The organism is Streptococcus sp. KHUD_017 (assembly GCF_054861245.1).
The window spans coordinates 1,450,853-1,469,890 of the sequence record NZ_CM142175.1 but is presented as its reverse complement, the minus strand read 5'-3'; the positions used below and the strand labels follow the sequence as shown (position 1 = coordinate 1,469,890).

The window sequence follows — 19,038 nt, the reverse complement described above, 5'->3', positions numbered from 1 at the left end:
TATACCACAAAGGTCAACAGAAAGGGTGAAAAAATGCATACAGTCTTGGTTTTAGGCTATTCTAGCTTTGATTTAGGATTGTTTAATGACAAAGATATTCGTTTAAAAATTATTAAAAAAGCCATTCGTAGAGATTTGGAAAAAATGGCTGACGAAGGGTTGAAATGGTTGGTGTTTACGGGAACCCTGGGATTTGAACACTGGGTTTTGGAGGTGGCCAGAGATATGAAAGATGACTTTGGTTTCCAACTTGCGACTATCTTTGATTTTGAGACTCATGGGGAAAACTGGAATGAGGGGAATCGGGTCAAACTTAGTGGATTTAAACAAGTTGATTTTGTTAAATACGCCTATCCGAACTATGAACACAAAGGCCAATTGAGAGATTATCAGACTTTTTTACTCGAAAATACAGATGGAGCCTATCTTTTTTACGATGAAGAAAACGAAACAAAACTGAGATTTTTTTACGAACTGATGAAAAAGAAAGACAACTATATGACAAAAAGATTAACATTTGAGGATTTAAACGAAATAGCAGAAAATTTTTCCGAAAATTGAGGCTTTGACCTTGCTTTTTGTTTGCCTTTTTTTATATAATAATACTAGTAACTGAGAATGGAGAGAGACATGGCAAGTATTATTTTTACAGCAAAGGATATTTTTGAGCAGGATTTCGGAAGAGAAGTACGTGGATACAGTAAAGCAGAGGTAGATGAATTCTTAGATGATGTTATCAAGGATTATGAAACCTATGCAGCGTTGGTTAAATCACTACGCTTGGAAGTCGCAGAATTGAAAGAAGAATTGGCGAACAAACCTCAGGCGGCACCTGTATCTGTAACGTCTGAACCTGCTGAGCTTGGAAGTACGACTTCTATGACTAACTTTGATATCTTGAAACGCTTGAATCGTCTTGAAAAAGAAGTATTTGGTAAACAAATCGTAGAAAACTCAGATTTCTAAGAATCATTCAGTAGTGCAATTTTTGGATAATCGCGTGGAAAGTTTATCTTTTCATGAGGAAAGTCCATGCTAGCACAGGCTGTGATGCCTGTAGTGTTTGTGCTAGGCGAAACCATAAGCCTAGGGACGAGAGATCGTTACGGCGAGTGAAGAGACTAAGTTTTCGGATATGTTTTAGTAGCTCTGAAAGTGCCACAGTGACGTAGTCTTTCTGGAAACAGAGAGAGTGGAACGCGGTAAACCCCTCAAGCTAGCAACCCAAATTTTGGTCGGGGCATGGAGTGCGCGGAAACGAACGTAGTACTCTGACTGCTAGCAGCTTCTAGCTGTTAGTGGTAGACAGATGATTATCGAAAGAAGTGGTCCTAGTCACTTCTGGAACAAAACATGGCTTATAGAAAATTGCATATAGGTTGGGGCTGAGAAATTTTCTCAACCTCATTTTTTAAAGGTGAACAAGAGAAAGGTCTTTAAAGACTGACATGAAACAAACATTTAATATAATAGCGACTGCTGCAGCGGGTTTAGAGGCTGTTGTAGGTCGTGAAGTACGTGCACTTGGCTATGATTGTCAAGTTGAGAATGGTCGCGTTCGCTTTGAAGGGGATGTAAAGGCAATTATTGAAACTAATTTGTGGCTAAGAGCTGCAGATAGGATTAAGATTGTTGTTGGGACTTTTCCCGCTAAAACATTTGAAGAACTTTTTCAAGGAGTTTTTGCCTTAGATTGGGAAAACTATCTTCCACTCGGAGCGCGTTTCCCAATCTCTAAGGCTAAGTGTGTCAAATCAAAACTTCATAATGAACCCAGTGTTCAAGCTATTTCTAAAAAGGCAGTTGTCAAGAAATTGCAGAAACATTATGCTCGACCAGAAGGTGTTCCGCTGATGGAAAATGGTCCAGAGTTTAAAATAGAAGTTTCAATTCTTAAAGATGTTGCGACTATCATGATTGACACAAGTGGCTCTAGTCTTTTCAAACGAGGTTATCGTACTGAAAAAGGTGGTGCTCCTATTAAAGAGAACATGGCAGCAGCAATTCTGCAATTATCAAACTGGTATCCAGATAAACCTTTGATTGATCCAACCTGTGGTTCAGGAACCTTCTGTATTGAGGCGGCTATGATTGCTCGTAATATGGCGCCAGGCTTACGCCGTTCCTTTGCTTTCGAAGAATGGAATTGGGTTAGTGATCGTTTGATTCAGGAGATTCGTACGGAAGCTAGCAAGAAGATTAATCGTGAGATTGAGCTAGATATCATGGGCTGCGATATTGATGGTCGTATGGTAGAAATTGCGAAGGCAAATGCTCATGCTGCGGGAGTTTCTAAGGATATCCACTTTAAGCAGATGCGCGTGCAGGATTTGCGAACGGACAAGATCAATGGAGTTATTATTTCGAATCCACCGTATGGAGAACGCTTGTCAGATGATGCAGGAGTAACCAAGCTCTATACTGAGATGGGAAAAGTATTTGCCCCCCTTAAAACATGGAGTAAATTTATCCTGACTAGTGATGAAGCTTTTGAAAGTAAATATGGTAGTCAGGCAGATAAAAAACGGAAACTCTATAACGGTACCTTGAAAGTTGATTTATATCAATATTTTGGTCAACGAGTGAAAAGACAAGATGTCAAATTAGAAAGGAATGCAAATGAGTAAGAAAAGACGTAACCACCATCATAAGGGTGAGCAAGAACCTAAATTTGAATTTGAAGAAGCGAAAGATTTAACGGTTGGTCAGGCCATTCGTAAGAACGAAGAAGTTGAGGCAGGTGTAACTCCGGAAGATACGGTCTTGGACAAATATATTAAACAACATCGTGAAGAAATCGAAGCTGATAAGTTTGAAAATTTACAAACAAAAAAAGACCAGCCTGCTCAAAGCTTGGATGATATGATTCAAGAAGTGAGAGAAACGACTGAACAAGAAAATACATCAAGTTCAGAAGGGGAAACAATTGCAGACGCAGTAGCTGCAGAGACCACGGAGATTGTAGCTCAAGAAGTTGATGCTGAAGAAACAAAAGTTCTCGAGCAACCTTTTAAAGACGAATTGGATGCTGTTGAAATGGCTGAAGTTGCTAATTCGCAAGCTGCAGTAGTTGATGAAGAAACTGACGAACAACTGCAACTCTTGTCTCGTTCTGTTCAGCCTATTGAGAAGCCAAAAAGTAAGAAAAAATTGGCAATCCTGTCAGTCATTATTTTATTCTTCCTCTTAATTTTGGGAGGTTCATATTACGTTTATCGCCAAATTTCTCGTTCTTCTCAAGAAATTCAAACGAAAGCGGCAGATTCAGGTCTGGTAAGTAATCAGTCAGTTTTGGAACAATTTAATACTCTCTATGATACATTCTATACCGATGAAAACAAAACGGCTCTTAAAAATAGCCAGTTTAGTCAACTTAATCAATTGAAGGAACTTCTGGATAAACTTGAGGGAGCGAGAGAATATACTCTTGCCAAATCAAAATATGATAGCTTGGAAACTCAGATAAAAGCAATTCAAGAAGTTAATTCTCAATTTGAAACTCCAGCTATTACAGATGGTGTCTTGGATACAAACGCAAAAATCAAAGCAGACGCGAAATTTACAGATATCAAAACTGGAAATACAGAAATTGATAAATTGCTAGATAAAGCAATCAGTCTTGGTAAGAGTCAACTAGCAAGTACGACGACAGATTCGACAACAGCAGCTAGCCAGGAAGTGTCAAGTCCAACTACAGAAAGCAGTCCCTCTACTTCAATAAGCGATTCTTCTGCATCTACTAATGGTGGCTTATCGAGTGAAGGCGTTAATTTGCAAAGAGGTGTGAGCCGAGTACCGTACAATCAATCAGCTGTTAATGACAGCAGTAACCCTGCTTGGACATTTGCAGATGGTGTCCTTGAAAGAATTCTTGAGACATCCCGTGCACGTGGATATATCACTGGAAACCAATATATCTTGGAACCTGTAAATATCGTTAATGGCAATGGTTATTATAATCTTTACAAACCAGATGGAACTTATCTCTTCACCCTTAACTGTAAGACAGGTTACTTTGTTGGGAATGGTTCTGGCCATGCGGATGATTTAGACTACTAGTCAAATTGTTATAAAATTCTTTCTTTTCACAGATAAACGTGATAAAATAAAACATATTAAATAAGAGGAGTGTCACATGACAAAAGCAAACTTTGGTGTTGTTGGTATGGCCGTAATGGGTCGTAACCTTGCCCTTAATATTGAATCTCGTGGATACACAGTTGCTATCTATAACCGTAGTAAAGAGAAAACTGAAGATGTGATTGCTTGCCACCCTGATAAAAACTTTGTGCCAAGCTATGATATTGAAAGCTTCGTAAACTCAATTGAAAAACCACGTCGTATCATGCTCATGGTTCAAGCAGGACCTGGTACAGACGCAACGATTCAAGCCCTTCTTCCACATTTGGATAAAGGCGACATCTTGATCGACGGAGGAAACACTTTCTACAAAGATACCATTCGTCGTAATGAAGAATTGGCGAACTCAGGTATCAACTTTATCGGTACAGGTGTTTCTGGTGGTGAAAAAGGTGCCCTTGAAGGTCCTTCTATCATGCCTGGTGGACAAAAAGAAGCTTATGACTTGGTAGCAGATGTTCTTGAAGAGATCTCTGCAAAAGCACCAGAAGATGGAAAACCATGTGTGACTTACATCGGTCCTGATGGAGCAGGTCACTACGTGAAAATGGTCCACAATGGTATCGAGTACGGTGATATGCAATTGATCGCAGAAAGCTACGATCTTATGCAACATTTGCTTGGTCTTTCAGCAGAAGACATGGCTGAAATCTTTACTGAGTGGAACAAGGGTGAATTGGACAGCTACTTGATTGAAATCACAGCTGATATCTTGAGCCGTAAAGATGATGAAGGTCAAGATGGACCAATCGTAGACTACATCTTGGATGCTGCAGGAAACAAAGGAACTGGTAAATGGACTAGCCAATCAGCTCTTGACCTTGGTGTTCCATTGTCACTCATTACTGAGTCAGTATTTGCACGTTACATCTCAACTTACAAAGAAGAACGTGTACACGCTAGCAAGGTGCTTCCAAAACCAGCTGCTTTCAAATTTGAAGGCGACAAGGCTGAATTGATTGAGAAAATCCGTCAAGCTCTTTACTTCTCAAAAATCATCTCATACGCACAAGGTTTTGCGCAATTGCGTGTAGCTTCTAAAGAAAATAACTGGAACTTGCCATTTGCAGATATTGCATCTATCTGGCGAGATGGCTGTATCATCCGTTCGCGTTTCTTGCAAAAGATTACAGATGCTTACAACCGTGATGCAGATCTTGCTAACCTTCTTTTGGATGAGTACTTCTTGGATGTAACAGCTAAGTACCAACAATCTGTTCGTGATATCGTAGCTCTTGCTGTTCAAGCAGGTGTACCAGTACCAACCTTCTCAGCAGCCATCACTTACTTTGATAGCTACCGTTCAGCTGACCTTCCAGCAAACTTGATCCAAGCACAACGTGATTACTTTGGTGCCCACACATACCAACGTAAAGACAAAGAAGGAACATTCCACTACTCTTGGTATGACGAAAAATAAGTAGGTCAGCCATGGGGAAACGGATTTTATTACTTGAGAAAGAAAGAAATCTAGCTCATTTTTTAAGTCTGGAACTCCAAAAAGAGCAATACCGAGTTGATCTGGTAGAAGAGGGTCAAAAAGCCCTCTCCATGGCTCTTCAGACTGACTATGACTTGATTTTACTAAATGCTCATCTAGGGGATATGACAGCCCAGGGTTTTGCAGAACAGTTGAGTCGGACTAAGCCAGCTTCGGTTATTATAGTCTTGGACCATCGAGAAGAATTGCAAGACCAACTTGAAACAATCCAGCGTTTCGCTGTTTCATATATCTACAAGCCAGTCATTATTGATGATTTGGTGGCTCGTATTGCAGCAATTTTCCGAGGTCGGGATTTTATCGACCAACACTGTAGTCAAATGAAGGTTCCGACATCCTATCGCAATCTGCGTATGGACGTAGAACATCATACTGTCTATCGTGGTGAGGAAATGATCGCCCTCACACGTCGTGAATATGACCTTTTGGCTACCCTTATGGGAAGCAAGAAGGTTTTAACTCGAGAGCAGTTGCTGGAAAGTGTTTGGAAGTATGAAAGTGCGACCGAAACCAATATCGTGGATGTTTATATCCGTTATCTACGTAGCAAACTTGACGTAAAAGGTCAAAAAAGTTACATTAAAACCGTGCGCGGTGTGGGTTACACCATGCAAGAATAGAAAAGCAGTTACCTTGTGTAACTGCTTTTTTAATATCTAATCAAGGTCAATCCTTTTTTTAAAGTCAAATTATAAATATATTTCTTGCTTGGTGAAACTGAAAGGAAACAATCGCTTTTTTTGTGAAAATATAATAAAATAGAATGGAATAAAGTTCTAAAATTTTATCTAGAAACAGACGCTTTTCGTCTGATAGTAGGATTAAATGACAAAAGAAGTTGGTGTCGGTCAGGCACATAGTAAAATTATTTTAATAGGGGAGCATGCAGTCGTTTACGGCTATCCAGCCATCTCTTTGCCTCTTTTAGAGGTAGAGGTGACTTGTCGGGTTGTACCGGCAGCAACACCATGGCGTCTTTTTGAAGAGGACACCTTGTCCATGGCAGTTTATGCTTCCCTCGAGTATCTGAATATCAAAGATGCTTGCATCCGTTGTCAAATTGACTCGGCTATCCCAGAAAAACGGGGAATGGGTTCTTCGGCAGCTATTAGCATTGCAGCCATTCGAGCGGTTTTTGGTTATTACCAAGCAGAACTTCCACATGATGTGCTAGAAATCCTAGTCAATCGGGCAGAGATGATTGCTCATATGAATCCTAGCGGATTGGATGCTAAGACCTGTCTTAGTGACCAGCCTATTCGTTTTATCAAGAATGTTGGTTTTGAAGAACTAGCCATGGACTTGTCGGCTTATCTGGTCATTGCAGATACAGGAGTCTATGGACACACTCGTGAAGCTATTCAAGTTGTAGAGAGCAAGGGTAAGGAAGCTTTACCTTTCTTGTATGCACTTGGAGAGTTGACCCAGCAAGCAGAAGAAGCAATAAAGACAAAAGATGCCGTGAAGCTGGGAGAGATTTTAACAAAAGCACATGAGAATCTAAAAGAAATAGGAGTTAGTAGCCTTGAGGCTGATGCCTTGGTTGAAACTGCTCTTCAACATGGTGCTTTAGGTGCTAAGATGAGTGGTGGTGGTTTAGGTGGCTGTATCATAGCCTTAGTAGCCGACTATCACCAAGCTCAAGATTTAGCTGAAAGATTAGAAGAGAAAGGAGCTGTTCAGACATGGATCGAAAGCCTGTAACAGTACGTTCCTATGCCAATATTGCTATTATTAAATATTGGGGAAAGAAAGCAGAAAAAGAGATGGTTCCTGCGACTAGCAGTATCTCTCTGACTTTAGAAAATATGTATACGGAGACGACACTTTCTCCTTTACCAACAGATGCAAAGGCGGATGCCTTTTACATCAATGGTCAGTTGCAAAACGAAGCTGAGCATGACAAGATGAGTAAAATCATTGACCGCTACCGTCCTGAAGGAGCAGGTTTTGTTCGTATCGATACTAAGAACAATATGCCAACAGCAGCAGGCCTTTCTTCAAGTTCCAGTGGTTTATCTGCCTTGGTCAAAGCTTGTAACGCATTTTTCCAACTTGGGCTGAATCGCAGAGAATTGGCCTTGGAAGCTAAGTTTGCATCGGGTTCTTCATCTCGTAGTTTTTATGGCCCCTTGGCAGCCTGGGACAAGGATAGTGGAGAGATTTATCCTGTTGAAACTGACTTGAAACTAGCTATGATTATGTTGGTCTTGGAAGACCAGAAAAAACCAATTTCCAGTCGAGATGGGATGAAACTTTGTGTCGAAACTTCTACGACTTTTGATGAGTGGATTCGTCAATCTGAACAAGATTACAAGGATATGTTAGTCTACCTCAAGGAGAATGACTTTAAGAAAGTTGGAGAATTGACAGAGAAGAACGCCTTGGCTATGCATGCTACGACAAAAACAGCCACTCCCTCCTTCTCTTATCTGACAGATGCTAGTTATGAGGCTATGGATTTTGTTCGTCAGCTTAGAGAACAAGGAGAATCTTGCTACTTTACCATGGATGCGGGCCCTAATGTCAAGGTTCTTTGCTTGGAAGAGGACTTGGAACATTTATCAGAACTTTTAGGTCAACGCTATCGCTTGATCGTATCAAAGACAAAGGACTTGAGCCAAGATGACGCTTGTTAAAACTTGTGGAAAGCTCTATTGGGCTGGTGAATATGCTATTTTAGAGCCGGGGCAGTTGGCCTTGATCAAGGCTATTCCCATCTATATGACGGCTGAGATTAAAGCGTCTAATAATTATCGACTCTACTCAGATATGTATTCCTATAGTGTAGACTTGCGACCGGATTCTTCATATGCCTTGATTCAAGAAACAGTAGCTTTGGTGGAGGAGTATCTAACTACCCAAGGAGTTGAACTGCAGCCTTTTTCTTTAGAGATTCGTGGGAAAATGGAGCGCGAGGGCAAGAAGTTTGGTCTGGGTTCTAGTGGTAGTGTAGTTGTCTTGGTCATCAAGGCCATGCTTGCCTTCTATGAAAGATTAGCTGATAGAGAACTCTTGTTTAAATTGGCGAGTGCTGTACTTCTTAAACGTGGGGACAATGGCTCCATGGGGGACATTGCCTGTATCGTATCAGAAGACCTCGTCCTCTATCAGTCATTTGACCGTGAGAAAGTGGCAGATTGGCTAGAAAAAGAAGACTTGCAAGCTGTATTAGCACGTGACTGGGGATTTTCTATTAGGAGTGTTGAACCGGTCTTGACATTTGACTTTCTGGTTGGTTGGACCAAGGAAGTGGCTGTATCAAGTTATATGGTCAAGCAAATCAAGGATAATATGAACTCTAGCTTTTTACAGGCTTCAAAAGAAACAGTAGCTAACTTGGTAAAGGCTTTGGAGGTAGGTCAAGAAGAAACCATTATTGACTTGCTGGAACAAGCCAGCCAACTTTTAGAAAGCTTGAGTTCAGATATTTACACACCTTCGCTCAGGCAATTAAAAAATGCCAGCCAAGACTTGAAAGCTGTTGCTAAGAGCAGTGGTGCTGGTGGTGGAGACTGTGGTATATCCCTCAGTTTTGACCAAGATTCGACCACACTACTGAAAAAACGATGGGCTGATCTAGGAATTGAGCTCTTATATCAAGAAAGGATAGGACATGACGACAAATCGGAAGGATGAACACATCCGCTATGCCCTTGAACAAAGCAGTACTTATAATAGTTTTGATGAAGTTGAACTGATTCATTCTTCGCTACCCTTATATGACTTAGATGAAATTGATCTTTCGACAGAATTTGCAGGGCGAAAATGGGACTTTCCTTTTTATATCAATGCCATGACGGGTGGAAGCGATAAGGGGAGAGAAATCAATCAAAAGCTGGCTCAGGTGGCTGAATCCTGTGGGATTTTATTTGTAACAGGTTCTTACAGTGCTGCTCTTAAGGATCCTTCAGATGACTCTTTTTCAGTCAAAACTAGTTACCCTGACCTCCTTCTTGGAACCAATATTGGCTTAGACAAACCTGTAGAACTAGGATTACAAACAGTGAAAGAGATGAATCCTCTCCTCTTACAAGTTCATGTTAATGTCATGCAAGAATTGCTCATGCCAGAAGGTGAACGTCAATTTAGATTATGGCAGCATAATCTGAAAGATTATGCTGATCAGATTTCTGTACCTCTTGTTTTAAAAGAAGTCGGCTTTGGCATGGATGTGAAGACCATTGCTAAGGCATACGAGATGGGGATACGTACGGTTGATTTATCTGGCCGTGGCGGAACTAGCTTTGCCTATATCGAAAATCGTCGTAGCGGTCAACGTGACTACCTCAATGATTGGGGGCAATCAACCATGCAAGCTCTTCTGAATGCCCAAGACTGGAAAGACAAGATGGAACTTTTGGTGAGTGGAGGAGTTCGCAATCCACTAGATATCATCAAATGCTTGGTGTTTGGAGCCAAGGCAGTTGGTCTATCACGCACTATGTTAGAGCTGGTTGAAAATTACTCTGTTGACGTCGTTATTTCCATTGTTGAAAGCTGGAAGGAAGACCTACGCTTGATTATGTGTGCCCTTAATTGTAAAAGAATTGAAGATTTGCAAGAGGTCGACTATCTCCTTTATGGAAAATTAAAAGAAGCAAAAGAACAAATGTAAAGAAAGAGGTCAGGATTTTAGTCCCGACCTCTTTATCATTCCTCAGACGGATGTGACTTTTGGGATTTGTGATACAATTAAATAGAGAGGTCGGTTACATGCGAAAATTTCAAATTTTTCTATTTATTGAAGCTTGTTTATTAACAGGAGCTCTGATTATGATGGTATCAGAGCATTTTTCCCGTTTTCTACTGATATTGCTCTTGTTTTTACTGCTGATTCGCTATTATACTGGAAAACAAGGAAATAACTTTATTTTAGTGGCGGTGAGCATCTTATTTTTCTTTATCATCATGCTCAATCCCTTTGTCATTTTAGCCATCTTTGTTGCCTTGATATACAGCCTGTTCCTGCTTTACCCTATGATGAACCAGGAAAGAGAAGATACCAATCTGGTTTTTGAGGAAGTAGTGACGGTAAAGAGGGAGAAAAATCGCTGGTTTGGAAATCTTCATCACTTCTCTAGCTATCAGACCTGTCGTTTTGATGATATCAATCTCTTTCGCCTTATGGGGAAGGATACCATTCATCTAGAGCACGTGATTTTGAGCAATCATGATAATGTCATCATCTTGAGAAAACTGGTGGGTACGACTAGAATTATCGTACCAGTGGATGTTGAAGTCAGTCTAAGCGTCAATTCTCTGTACGGAGATTTAACCTTTTTTGACCAGCCTAAACGTGCTTTGCGTAATGAGCAATTTCATCAAGAAACCAGAGATTATCTCAAGAGTCCAAAGAGTGTTAAGATTCTTTTGACAACTATGGTTGGAGATGTTGAGGTGGTGAGAGGATGAAAAAGCAACCCTATATTTTAATTGGTCTCACCTCATTTCTCTTTGTTGCTTTTCTATTTCGAAGCATTTTTAAGGTCTTAGATTTGGAATGGACTTCTCTCTTCCAAGATTTAGAAAAGACAGAAAAAGTCCTATTTCTAGCTTTGATGTTTAGTCTTGCCCTTGCTTTTTTATTGGTCCTATTTTGGACAATGGTTGATGAAATTTCAAGAAGAAGAATCCAAGCAAATCTTAAACGTCTGCTAACTGGTAAAGATATTAAAAGCCTTGGAGATGCTGATTTAGACGCAAGTTTTAGAAACCTGTCAGGCAAGCTTGGTTTACTGACAGAAGCCATTCAAAAAGCGGACAATCAGGTTTTAGTCAAAGAAGAAGAGATAGTTGAAAAGGAGCGCAAGCGAATCGCGCGTGACTTGCATGATACGGTTAGCCAAGAAATTTTTGCTGCCCATATGATTTTATCAGGACTCAGTCAACAAGCTTCCAGATTAGACAAAGAGAAGATGCAAACACAACTCCAAAGCGTGACTGCCATTTTAGAGACAGCCCAACGAGACTTGCGTATTCTACTTTTGCATTTGCGTCCTATTGAACTCGAACAAAAGAGTTTGGTGGAGGGGATTCAGGTACTCCTCAAAGAGTTAGAAGAAAAAAGTGATCTGAAGGTAAGCTTTAAATATCAGGTAACAGTTTTACCTAAAAAAATTGAAGAGCATATTTTTCGTATTGTACAAGAATTGATTAGTAATACCCTTCGCCATGCGCAAGCTTCTTGTTTAGATGTTTACCTTTATCAAACGGAAACAGGCTTGCAGTTAAAGGTAGTAGACAACGGCCGTGGTTTTCAGTTAGATAATGTTGATGAACTAAGTTATGGACTGCGCAATATCAAAGAACGAGTGGAAGATATGGCAGGGAGCATACAACTATTAACAGCACCCAAGCAGGGTTTGGCAGTGGATATTCGGATCCCCTTGCTTGATTGACTAACAAAAGGAAATAAAATGAAATTATTATTAGTAGATGACCACCAAATGGTGCGTCTTGGATTAAAAAGTTATTTTGAACTACAAGATGATGTAGAGGTTGTTGGAGAAGCAACTAATGGAGCTGAAGGGATTTCCATGGCCTTGGAGCTTCGTCCAGATGTGATCGTCATGGATATTGTTATGCCTGAAGTCAACGGAATTGACGCAACTCTAGCTATTCTCAAAGAATGGCCGGAGGCTAAAATCTTGATTGTGACTTCTTATCTAGACAATGAAAAAATCATGCCAGTCTTGAATGCTGGGGCTAAAGGCTATATGCTCAAGACATCAAGTGCCGATGAATTGTTCCATGCTGTTCAAAAGGTGGCAGCTGGAGAGCTAGCTATCGAACAAGAGGTGAGTAAGAAAGTAGAATATCACCGCAATCATATGGAACTTCACGAAGAATTAACTGCGCGAGAACGCGATGTCCTTCAACTGATTGCCAAGGGCTATGAAAATCAGCGCATTGCAGATGAGCTCTTTATCTCCCTTAAGACAGTCAAGACCCATGTCTCCAATATCCTAGCAAAACTTGAAGTTAGTGATCGTACCCAGGCAGTAGTTTATGCTTTTCAACATCATCTGGTGGGTTCTGATGAATTTTAGGGGACATAGGATATAACTGAAGCATGGACGAAAAGCGCATCCATTACTTGAAAAAGTTCGCTACTATGTGGTATAATGGACTGTATTAAAAATTTTAAGGAGAAATGACAGAATGTCTGTATCATTTGAAAACAAAGAAACAAACCGTGGTGTCTTGACTTTCACTATCTCTCAAGACCAAATCAAACCAGAATTGGACCGTGTATTTAACTCAGTAAAGAAAACTCTTAACGTTCCAGGTTTCCGTAAAGGTCACCTTCCACGTCCTATCTTCGACCAAAAATTTGGTGAAGAAGCACTTTACCAAGATGCAATGAACGCTCTTTTACCAGACGCTTATGAAGCAGCAGTTAAAGAAGCTGGTCTTGAAGTAGTTGCTCAACCAAAAATTGACGTAACTTCTATGGAAAAAGGTCAAGATTGGGTTATCACTGCTGAAGTTGTTACAAAACCTGAAGTAAAATTGGGTGAATATAAAAACCTTGAAGTATCAGTTGATGTAGATAAAGAAGTAACTGACGCTGATGTTGAAGAGCGTATCGAACGTGAACGCAACAACTTGGCTGAATTGGTGATCAAAGAAGGTGCTGCTGAAAACGGAGACACTGTTGTTATCGACTTTGTTGGTTCTATCGACGGTGTTGAATTTGACGGCGGAAAAGGTGAAAACTTCTCACTCGGACTTGGTTCAGGTCAATTCATCCCTGGATTTGAAGACCAATTAGTTGGACATTCAGCTGGTGAAACTGTTGATGTTATCGTAACATTCCCAGAAGACTACCAAGCAGAAGACCTTGCAGGTAAAGAAGCTAAATTCGTAACAACTATCCACGAAGTTAAAGCTAAAGAAGTTCCAGCTCTTGACGATGAACTTGCAAAAGATATCGACGAAGAAGTTGAAACTCTTGATGAATTGAAAGAAAAATACCGCAAAGAATTGGCGGCTGCTAAAGAAGAAGCATACAATGATGCCGTTGAAGGTGCAGCAATCGATAAAGCAGTTGAAAACGCTGAAATCGTAGAACTTCCAGAAGAAATGATCCACGAAGAAGTTCACCGCTCAGTAAATGAGTTCCTTGGAAACTTGCAACGTCAAGGTATCAACCCTGACATGTACTTCCAAATCACTGGAACTACTCAAGAAGACCTTCACAAACAATACGAAGCAGAAGCTGAGTCACGTACTAAGACTAATCTTGTTATCGAAGCAGTTGCTAAAGCTGAAGGATTTGACGCTACTGAAGAAGAAATCCAAAAAGAAATCGAGCAATTGGCTGCAGATTACAACATGGAAGTTGCCCAAGTACAAAGCTTGCTTTCAGCTGACATGTTGAAACACGATATCACAATCAAAAAAGCTGTTGAATTGATCACAAGCACTGCAACAGTAAAATAATCTGAAAAGATAAAAAAACCACCGGATTCGGTGGTTTTTTGGTGCTTTATTTTCCGAAAAACTCATCAAGATCATCTTGGCTAATCCCAATCATGGCTGGGATACTAGTCCAGTTATCTTCAGTTAGGATGTAAGGTTGATGAGGGTTAATCTGATTTTCTGTTTCAAGAATTGGCTCATTTAGTTCCGCAGAGATTTCAGTTAAGTCGCTGAAACGTTCAATCAGATAGGTTTTTCGAGCTGTTCCGATATGTTTAGTCGCATAATCAAAGGCTTGAAGTTCACCGAGTAGAATGAGTTTGCTTTTAGCCCGAGTAATAGCAGTGTAGATGAGGTTACGCTCCAGCATACGCTTGCTAGCACTGGTGATGGGAAGAAACACAACTGGGAATTCACTTCCTTGAGATTTATGGATACTCATGGCGTAGGCAAGACGAATTTTATACCATTCGTTGCGTGGATAGACGACTTCGTTCCCATCAAAATCAATCATCATTTCATCTTGTTTAGATTCAGTGTATTTTCCAGGGATGAGGTCCGTGATGTAGCCTAGGTCTCCGTTAAAAACGTTGACTTCTGCATCGTTAACCAAATGAATGACCTTATCTCCACTACGATACTGAAACTGACTTGCTTCAAAACTAATCTGTCCCTTTTGAAGAGGATTGAGCAGTTCTTGCATGAGTTGATTGATGGCATCGATTCCTGCTGCTCCACGATACATAGGAGCTAGAACTTGGATGTCTCGTGCGGGGATGCCACTTCTGATGGCAGCGTCTAGGATTTTTTCAATAGTAGCTGGGATCTGGTTACTAGCGATTTCAAAGTAGGAACGGTCTGCTTTTTTCTGAGTGAAATCAGCAGGTAGAATTCCCTGACGAATCTGACTCGCAAGTGTGACAATGGTTGATTCTTCGCTCTGGCGGTAGATTCTTTCCAAGCGTGTTTGCGGAATACTTGGAATCTGGAGTAAGTCAGCCAGAACTTGACCTGGGCTAACCGAAGGCAACTGATCACTATCTCCAACGATGAGAATTTTACTAGTAGAGGAAATATTTGAGAAGAGTTGATTGGCTAGCCAAGTATCTACCATAGAGAACTCGTCTACGATGATAAAGTCAGCATCTAGATAATCTTCTAAATGGCTTGTGTCGTCGTCACCAGTCATACCCAAGTGGCGGTGAATCGTTGCACTTGGCAAGCCTGTTAGTTCATTCATGCGACGAGCCGCACGACCAGTTGGAGCAGCAAGGAGAATCGGTAGATTACTTTTCTTTCGAAGATCCAGTCCTTCTAATAGAGCATAGACGGCAATAATCCCATTGATAACAGTGGTTTTTCCAGTACCAGGTCCGCCGGTCAGGATAAAGACCTTGTTTTGGATAGCATCGCAGATTGCCTGTTTTTGAATGACATCGTATTGAATGCCTAATTCTTCCTCAACAATTGCGATCTGCTCCTGGATGATTTCTGTTTCTTGTTTATCAGTTTCTTCTTTTTCAAGGATTCGAATGAGGTGATTATGAATTCCTTCTTCTGCGAAAAAGAGACTGTTATCAAAGATTTTGGTGTCAACTTGTTGGACTTTTTCTTCTTCAATGAGATTGGACAATTCTTGAGCAAGTTGACTTGGTTCCAGTTCTACAGGACGTGAGGATTCCAGTAGATTTAGAGTCTTTTCTAATAAGTCTCTAGCTTCAACATAAGTATCCCCACTTTCCATACAAGCGTTTAAAAGGCTATGAATGAGTCCTGCTCGGAAACGTTCAGGTGCCTGGCTTTCAATGCCCAATTCTTGCGCCAATTGGTCAGCGATGGTAAAACCCAATCCCTTGATATCTTCTACCAACTGGTAGGGATAATTTTCAACGATATCGATAGTTTCCTCTTTGTAGGTATCCTGAATTTGAATAGCTAATTTATTAGGGATTCCGTAGTTGGCAAGTTTGGCCAAGACCATTTCAGTCCCGTAGTTGAGACGGAGTGTAGATACAAAGGCCTCACGACTTTTAGAAGACAGCCCTGAGATAGTCTCAAGTTTTTCAGGATGTTCTAGGATTTCATCGATAGTATTTTCCCCATAGAGTTCCACAATCTTTTGGGCAGTTTTGAGACCAATCCCTTTGAAATGGCTGCTAGAGAAATATTTGACCAATCCCTTACTAGTTGGTTTTGCTCTTTCGTAACGGGAAATCTGCAGTTGTTCTCCGTATTTGGAGTGTTGGACAATCTGCCCCCAGAAAGTGTATTCTTCTCCTTCGATAACATCAGCCATGGTCCCTGTAACAATGATCTCGAAATCATCAAAGTCCTCAGCATTGGTATCCTCTATATCTAAAAGGAGAATACGGTAAAAGTTGCTGACATTTTCAAAAACAATACGTTCAATCGTACCTGTAAAATAGACTTCCATATAATTCCTTTACATTCCTGAATGCAATCTATCATTCAGAATAGAATGAGAAGAGGCTGAGATTTATATTTCTCGGCCTCTTAGTGTTCTTAAAATGTTCCGATACGTTTGAGTGGCCAGAAACGGAATTTCGCCTCTCCAATAATATCTTTTGCTTTAAAAGTACCAACATGTCGACTGTCACTAGATACCAGACGGTCATCACCAAGTAGGAGGTATTGTCCCTCTGGAACAGTGAAGGTAAAGCTAGTATTGAAGTTAACATCTAAGGTAAAGGCATCAGCTTTTTCAGCAAGACTTTTGAAGTACTCGCCTTTTTTCCCATCCCAGCTATCTCCGGTATAGGTTGATTGGAGTTTATCCTCTTTAAAGCGTTTGAGATAATCTGCCAGGTAAGGCTCATCGGTTTCTTGATTGTTGATGTAGAGCTTATCATTTTCGTAACGGATGGTATCACCTGGCAATCCGATGACTCGCTTCACGATATCTTTATTCCCTTCATCCTCATGAGCGACAACTATATCAAAGCGATCGATAGGGAGATGTTTGACAACGAAGAGAATTTCTCCATCAGCTAGAGTAGGGTCCATAGAGTGTCCTTCTACACGAACATTGCTCCAGAGAAAGAGACGGCTGAGACCTATTAATGCAATAATCAGGAAGAAAATTCCCCACTCTTTTAAAAATATTTTAAAATAATTCATACTTTTACCTTTCTAGAAGTTGCTTAGCTTTTTCTGTGTTTTTAAAATGCAGCTTTGCACAGAAGCCGAGCCCTTTCATTCCATATGCTTGAAGGATTTGGCTAGCTACCTTATCAGAAGCAGCTCCAGCACCACTTGGAAGTTGATAGCCTAACTCTCGTCCCAGGTTTTCAAGATTTTCTAGGAAGAGATCACGCGCAATGATGGAGCTAACTGCAACAGCCAAGTACTTGCCCTCAGCTTTTTCCTCTAGCGTGACTGGATTAGGAAAATGATTGGCTTCATTTTTTAGATACTTTTCATAATTTTGTGAGCTGGTAAAGGCGTCAATAACAATTTTTTCAGGTTCAACTCCCTTTTGAAGGAGGAGATAGATTGCTTGATTGTGAAGAGCTACCTTGACCGAAACAGCATTATAACGTTCCCCAATGACTTCGTTATACTTACTTGGCGAAAGAAGGAGTGCTTGATGCTGAATCCTCTCCTTAAGAAGGGGAGCAATCTGACGAATCTTTCGGTCAGTTAGTGTTTTAGAATCTCCAACCCCAAGTTTTCGTAAAAAGTCATGCTGATCAGGAGTTACAAATGACGCCACTACAGCCAGGCCACCAAAGTAGGAACCATTTCCGACTTCATCTGTTCCAATCAAAGGGAAATCTTGTCCGCTAACAACTTGCGCTACTTGATAGCCAAAAAAGCTAGCATAGCTTTCAGCAGCTTCCCCTTGCAAGAGGACTTTCCCAGATGTATAGACGGAAACACTGGCTTGAGGAAGTTTTAAAAAGTAGCGAATATAAGGATTTTTACTAGGAGTGAGGGCATGCTCATGCTTTTGAACAAAAGCCTGAATTTCCTTTTCACTCGGAGTTAATGTGATACTTGCCATAGTCTCTATTGTACCATAAAAGCGCTAGAATTGGTAAAAACTGACAAACTTAGTGAAATTTGGTATAATATCGTGAGGTGAATTTTATGGCAAATTTAAATCGATTCAAGTTTACATTTGGGAAAAAAACATTAACGCTGACAACTGAACATGACAATCTTTTCATGGAGGAGATTGCTAAAGTTGCGACGGAAAAGTATGAAGCAATCAAAGAACAAATGCCTGGAGCTGATGATGAGACAGTAGCTATTCTCTTAGCAGTTAACTGCTTGTCAACACAGCTTAGCCGTGAGATTGAATTTGATGATAAGGAGCAAGAGTTAGAATCGCTCCGTTATAAAGTGGTTGCGGCTAAACAAGAGCAGAGTAAGATTGAGGATTCCCTATGATTTCCATTCTACTCTTATTAATCCTTGCTTGGAGCTTTTATATTGGCTACCGCAGAGGAATTATTTTGCAAGCATATTATCTTGTAGCAACGATTGTCTCTGCTTATTTTGCAAGCAAATATTACCTATCTTTAGGGCAGAAGTTCAATTTATTAATTCCTTATGCTAATCCGCAGGAAGGACAGGGAACATTCTTTTTCCCATCCAATCAACTTTTCCAACTAGATAAGGTTTTTTATGCAGGTGTCGGCTTCCTCTTAGCCTTTACGATTTTTTACTGCATCGGCCGTTTGCTTGGTCTTTTTCTAAACCTAGTACCAAGTAAGATACTTGATGGGAAATACTACCGTATCGGTGCGGGTGTGCTATCAGTCGGTGTGACCTTGTTTGTCCTCCAGATGATGCTAACGATTCTCGCTACTGTGCCATTACAAATTGTTCAAAATTCACTTGAAAATAGCTTTGTAGCTAGACATATCATCCAAAGCATTCCATTCACAACCAGTTTGATTAAGCAGCTTTGGGTTACCAAATTAATCGGATAAAAAGGGCGGGAA

The 19,038-nt window shown here is 40.5% G+C and carries 19 protein-coding genes and 1 other RNA gene; 17 read left to right on the top strand and 3 right to left on the bottom strand.

Translation table 11 applies throughout. The features are described from left to right. The first annotated feature begins 33 nt into the window (after positions 1-33). From ACVAMZ_RS07280 to tig, 15 genes are all read left to right on the top strand, one after another. Positions 34-561, top strand: coding sequence for an SLOG family protein (locus ACVAMZ_RS07280; RefSeq protein ID WP_461684479.1), 528 nt, complete (start codon positions 34-36; stop codon positions 559-561). 69 nt (positions 562-630) lie between these two features. Then, positions 631-966, top strand: a complete 336-nt coding sequence (gpsB, locus tag ACVAMZ_RS07275; protein ID WP_324248683.1) for a cell division regulator GpsB — start codon at positions 631-633, stop codon at positions 964-966. Positions 967-984: 18 nt separating this feature from the next. Further along, positions 985-1,366, top strand: an RNA gene (gene rnpB, locus ACVAMZ_RS07270) — RNase P RNA component class B. 82 nt (positions 1,367-1,448) lie between these two features. Further along, complete coding sequence (locus ACVAMZ_RS07265; RefSeq protein ID WP_461684478.1) at positions 1,449-2,627, top strand: THUMP domain-containing class I SAM-dependent RNA methyltransferase; 1,179 nt, start codon at positions 1,449-1,451, stop codon at positions 2,625-2,627. Beyond that, positions 2,620-4,059, top strand: coding sequence for a cell division site-positioning protein MapZ (gene mapZ, locus ACVAMZ_RS07260; protein WP_461684477.1), 1,440 nt, complete (start codon positions 2,620-2,622; stop codon positions 4,057-4,059). Before ACVAMZ_RS07265 ends, mapZ begins: the two co-directional genes overlap by 8 nt. Positions 4,060-4,135: 76 nt before the next feature. Beyond that, positions 4,136-5,560, top strand: a complete 1,425-nt coding sequence (gene gndA, locus ACVAMZ_RS07255; protein WP_461684476.1) for an NADP-dependent phosphogluconate dehydrogenase — start codon at positions 4,136-4,138, stop codon at positions 5,558-5,560. Positions 5,561-5,571: 11 nt separating this feature from the next. Next, entirely contained in the window at positions 5,572-6,261 is a 690-nt protein-coding gene (locus tag ACVAMZ_RS07250; protein WP_414311856.1) for a response regulator transcription factor, read from the top strand. Between the two features lie 205 nt (positions 6,262-6,466). After that, on the top strand, positions 6,467-7,345 hold the full coding sequence (gene mvk, locus ACVAMZ_RS07245) for a mevalonate kinase (RefSeq protein ID WP_414292949.1): 879 nt from the start codon (positions 6,467-6,469) through the stop codon (positions 7,343-7,345). After that, positions 7,327-8,280: a diphosphomevalonate decarboxylase gene (gene mvaD, locus ACVAMZ_RS07240; RefSeq protein WP_461684475.1), complete on the top strand. Its 954-nt coding sequence runs from the start codon at positions 7,327-7,329 to the stop codon at positions 8,278-8,280. The genes mvk and mvaD overlap by 19 nt, the downstream gene beginning before the upstream one ends. Further along, complete coding sequence (locus ACVAMZ_RS07235; protein WP_461684474.1) at positions 8,267-9,280, top strand: phosphomevalonate kinase; 1,014 nt, start codon at positions 8,267-8,269, stop codon at positions 9,278-9,280. The genes mvaD and ACVAMZ_RS07235 overlap by 14 nt, the downstream gene beginning before the upstream one ends. Beyond that, the gene (fni, locus tag ACVAMZ_RS07230; protein ID WP_461684473.1) at positions 9,258-10,259 is read left to right on the top strand and encodes a type 2 isopentenyl-diphosphate Delta-isomerase; all 1,002 of its coding nucleotides are present in this window, start codon (positions 9,258-9,260) and stop codon (positions 10,257-10,259) included. The genes ACVAMZ_RS07235 and fni overlap by 23 nt, the downstream gene beginning before the upstream one ends. A 98-nt stretch (positions 10,260-10,357) precedes the next feature. Next, entirely contained in the window at positions 10,358-11,056 is a 699-nt protein-coding gene (gene liaF, locus ACVAMZ_RS07225) for a cell wall-active antibiotics response protein LiaF (RefSeq protein WP_281137748.1), read from the top strand. Continuing rightward, on the top strand, positions 11,053-12,042 hold the full coding sequence (locus tag ACVAMZ_RS07220) for an envelope stress sensor histidine kinase LiaS (RefSeq protein WP_461684472.1): 990 nt from the start codon (positions 11,053-11,055) through the stop codon (positions 12,040-12,042). The genes liaF and ACVAMZ_RS07220 overlap by 4 nt, the downstream gene beginning before the upstream one ends. Positions 12,043-12,060: 18 nt before the next feature. Continuing rightward, on the top strand, positions 12,061-12,693 hold the full coding sequence (locus ACVAMZ_RS07215; protein ID WP_004252035.1) for a response regulator transcription factor: 633 nt from the start codon (positions 12,061-12,063) through the stop codon (positions 12,691-12,693). A 112-nt stretch (positions 12,694-12,805) separates the two neighbouring features. Beyond that, a complete protein-coding gene (gene tig, locus ACVAMZ_RS07210; RefSeq protein WP_247912737.1) occupies positions 12,806-14,089 on the top strand; it encodes a trigger factor in 1,284 nt (427 codons plus the stop codon). A 46-nt stretch (positions 14,090-14,135) separates the two neighbouring features. Here the strand turns inward: tig and recD2 are convergent, their stop codons facing one another. The 3 genes from recD2 to rnhC form a co-directional block, all read right to left on the bottom strand. Next, on the bottom strand, positions 14,136-16,502 hold the full coding sequence (recD2, locus tag ACVAMZ_RS07205; protein WP_461684471.1) for an SF1B family DNA helicase RecD2: 2,367 nt from the start codon (positions 16,500-16,502) through the stop codon (positions 14,136-14,138). 89 nt (positions 16,503-16,591) lie between these two features. Continuing rightward, positions 16,592-17,206 (bottom strand): signal peptidase I, encoded by a 615-nt coding sequence (lepB, locus tag ACVAMZ_RS07200; RefSeq protein WP_461684470.1) that lies wholly within the window; start codon positions 17,204-17,206, stop codon positions 16,592-16,594. A gap of 4 nt (positions 17,207-17,210) precedes the next feature. Next, a complete protein-coding gene (rnhC, locus tag ACVAMZ_RS07195) occupies positions 17,211-18,092 on the bottom strand; it encodes a ribonuclease HIII (protein ID WP_461684469.1) in 882 nt (293 codons plus the stop codon). Positions 18,093-18,178: 86 nt separating this feature from the next. Between rnhC and zapA the strand changes: the two genes are divergently transcribed. Together zapA and ACVAMZ_RS07185 are read left to right on the top strand one after the other, a co-directional pair. Next, complete coding sequence (zapA, locus tag ACVAMZ_RS07190) at positions 18,179-18,481, top strand: cell division protein ZapA (protein ID WP_004252047.1); 303 nt, start codon at positions 18,179-18,181, stop codon at positions 18,479-18,481. Continuing rightward, positions 18,478-19,026 carry a CvpA family protein gene (locus tag ACVAMZ_RS07185; RefSeq protein WP_461684468.1) on the top strand — a complete coding sequence of 183 codons (549 nt, stop codon included), beginning with the start codon at positions 18,478-18,480 and terminating at the stop codon, positions 19,024-19,026. Before zapA ends, ACVAMZ_RS07185 begins: the two co-directional genes overlap by 4 nt. The last annotated feature ends 12 nt before the right edge of the window (positions 19,027-19,038 follow it).

Coding starts and splice junctions, on each gene's coding strand:
- ACVAMZ_RS07185 (WP_461684468.1), top strand. CDS start 18,478: ATGATTTCCATTCTACTCTTATTAATCCTTGCTTGGAGCTTTTATATT.
- lepB (WP_461684470.1), bottom strand. CDS start 17,206: ATGAATTATTTTAAAATATTTTTAAAAGAGTGGGGAATTTTCTTCCTG.
- mvk (WP_414292949.1), top strand. CDS start 6,467: ATGACAAAAGAAGTTGGTGTCGGTCAGGCACATAGTAAAATTATTTTA.
- ACVAMZ_RS07235 (WP_461684474.1), top strand. CDS start 8,267: ATGACGCTTGTTAAAACTTGTGGAAAGCTCTATTGGGCTGGTGAATAT.
- recD2 (WP_461684471.1), bottom strand. CDS start 16,502: ATGGAAGTCTATTTTACAGGTACGATTGAACGTATTGTTTTTGAAAAT.
- liaF (WP_281137748.1), top strand. CDS start 10,358: ATGCGAAAATTTCAAATTTTTCTATTTATTGAAGCTTGTTTATTAACA.
- fni (WP_461684473.1), top strand. CDS start 9,258: ATGACGACAAATCGGAAGGATGAACACATCCGCTATGCCCTTGAACAA.
- gndA (WP_461684476.1), top strand. CDS start 4,136: ATGACAAAAGCAAACTTTGGTGTTGTTGGTATGGCCGTAATGGGTCGT.
- ACVAMZ_RS07265 (WP_461684478.1), top strand. CDS start 1,449: ATGAAACAAACATTTAATATAATAGCGACTGCTGCAGCGGGTTTAGAG.
- ACVAMZ_RS07280 (WP_461684479.1), top strand. CDS start 34: ATGCATACAGTCTTGGTTTTAGGCTATTCTAGCTTTGATTTAGGATTG.
- gpsB (WP_324248683.1), top strand. CDS start 631: ATGGCAAGTATTATTTTTACAGCAAAGGATATTTTTGAGCAGGATTTC.
- mvaD (WP_461684475.1), top strand. CDS start 7,327: ATGGATCGAAAGCCTGTAACAGTACGTTCCTATGCCAATATTGCTATT.
- zapA (WP_004252047.1), top strand. CDS start 18,179: ATGGCAAATTTAAATCGATTCAAGTTTACATTTGGGAAAAAAACATTA.
- ACVAMZ_RS07215 (WP_004252035.1), top strand. CDS start 12,061: ATGAAATTATTATTAGTAGATGACCACCAAATGGTGCGTCTTGGATTA.
- ACVAMZ_RS07220 (WP_461684472.1), top strand. CDS start 11,053: ATGAAAAAGCAACCCTATATTTTAATTGGTCTCACCTCATTTCTCTTT.
- tig (WP_247912737.1), top strand. CDS start 12,806: ATGTCTGTATCATTTGAAAACAAAGAAACAAACCGTGGTGTCTTGACT.
- mapZ (WP_461684477.1), top strand. CDS start 2,620: ATGAGTAAGAAAAGACGTAACCACCATCATAAGGGTGAGCAAGAACCT.
- rnhC (WP_461684469.1), bottom strand. CDS start 18,092: ATGGCAAGTATCACATTAACTCCGAGTGAAAAGGAAATTCAGGCTTTT.
- ACVAMZ_RS07250 (WP_414311856.1), top strand. CDS start 5,572: ATGGGGAAACGGATTTTATTACTTGAGAAAGAAAGAAATCTAGCTCAT.